Origin of the sequence: Nitratidesulfovibrio liaohensis (assembly GCF_011682075.1) — a bacterium.
In the GTDB taxonomy this organism is placed as follows: domain Bacteria; phylum Desulfobacterota; class Desulfovibrionia; order Desulfovibrionales; family Desulfovibrionaceae; genus Cupidesulfovibrio; species Cupidesulfovibrio liaohensis.
Genome location: NZ_VSMK01000489.1, coordinates 1 through 1,796, shown reverse-complemented (window position 1 = coordinate 1,796; position 1,796 = coordinate 1). Strand labels below are relative to the sequence as shown.

The 1,796-nt window shown below is 72.3% G+C and carries 1 protein-coding gene; it reads right to left on the bottom strand.

Annotated elements, in window-relative coordinates:
- Window positions 1-1,796 (bottom strand): Kae1-like domain-containing protein (locus FVW27_RS14705; protein WP_167126495.1); only part of this gene is annotated, 1,796 nt, incomplete at both ends.

The following is a 1,796-nucleotide window of genomic DNA, read 5'->3' as shown; positions in this document are numbered from 1 at the left end:
CGGCCTGCCCCAGCGAGATGCAGCCATCGCCGGGGGGCAGTTCCGCGTGGGTCAGCACGGTCAGTCCGCGCGCGGCAAGGGCCTGCGGCAGGTGCACGGACAGGGTGAGGTTCTGCATGGCCCCGCCGGACAGGGCCACCACGGGCACGCCCATCACCCCGGCCACGGCGGCGGCCATGTCGGCAAGGCCCGTCACCAGCCCGGCATGGAAGCGGCGCGATACCTCGCCGGGCGGGGTGCCGCGCGCCCAGTCGTCGTACACGGCGCGGAACAGTACGTGCGTGTCCAGCACCAGTGTTTCGCTGCCGTCACGTGCGCCGCGCAGGGGGCAGGGGTAGGCATGGGTGAAGAAGGCGTCGTGGCTGCCGCCATGCGGGGTGATGGCATCCTGCGCATGCTCCAGCCGGATGGCCGCCTGCCCCTCGTAGGTGACGGTGGTGCACAGCCCCAGCAGGGCGGATACGGCGTCGAACAGCCGTCCGCAGCTGGAGGTGAGCGGGGTGTTCACCCCGCGTTCCAGCAGGCGCGGCAGCAGGGCGGCGGCCTGGGCGTGGCGGTGCAGCCACGGCCACGGACGCGCGCCGTCCGTAACAGGTTCGTGCAGGCTCAGGTGCCACAGCAACCCCTGCGCGATGCGCCACGGCTCGCGGATGGCGGCCTCGCCCCCCGGCAGGGGGATGCGGGCCAGCCGCCCCAGCCGCTGGTGGTCCAGCGCCACGTTGTCCACGTACAGCAGCTCGCCCCCCCACACCGTGCCGTCGTCGCCGTGGCCGGTGCCGTCAAGGGCCAGCCCCAGGGCCGGGCCGTCGTGCCGGTTTTCGGCCAGCACGGCGTGGATGTGCGCGAAGTGGTGTTGCAGGGTCAGCACGGGCAGGCCGCTCTGTTCGGCTTCCTCCGTGGTCATGTAGTCGGGGTGCAGGTCGCGCACCACGGCCTGCGGCGTCACTTGCAGGATGCGCGGCAGGTGCGCGGCGATTTCGCGGTGAAAGCCCAGGGTTTCCAGGTTGTGCATGTCGCCGATGTGCTGGCTGACAAAGGCCTTGTCGCCCCGGGTGACGCACAGGGTGTTCTTGAGTTCCGGCCCCATGGCCAGCACGCACGGGCCGTCGCCCGAAAGGAACACGGGGCGCGGAGTGAAGCCGCGCGCCCGGCGCAGGAACTGCGGCGCGCCGGTGACCGGGTTGACCCGCGTCACCGAATCGTCGGTGCGGATCAGGATGTCGCGGTCGTGCAGCAGGAACACGTCGGCGATGGAGGGCAGGCGGCGCAGCGCCTCGCGGTTGCCGAGGCAGATGGGCTCTCCCCCCGCGTTGCCGGAGGTCATCACCAGCGCGGGCACGCGGCCTTCCGGCAGCAGCGCGCCGTACAGGCGTAACAGCACGTGGTGCAGGGGGGTGTAGGGCAGCATCACCCCCACGAAGGGCGTGTCCGGCGAGATGAGGGGCGAGATGAGGGGCGAAATGAGGGGCGAAATGGGTGGCGGGATGCGGGGCGCATCGGAATCGAGGACCAACGGGGTGCCGTCATCGGGCCGGGCCACGTCGGGCATGCCGCCCGCCAGCCCGTCCAGCGCCCGGCACAGCACGATGGGCCGTTCGCGCCCGGCCAGCAGGGCCTCTTCTTCCGGAGAAACATGCACGATGCGCCGGGCGGCGGCGAGGTCCGGCACCATGATGGCCAGCGGCTTGTGGGGGCGGTGCTTGCGGCGGCGCAGTTCGCCCACGGCGGCATCGCTGGCCGCGTCGCAGGCCAGATGGAACCCGCCCAGCCCCTTCACGGCGGCGATGCGCCCGGCG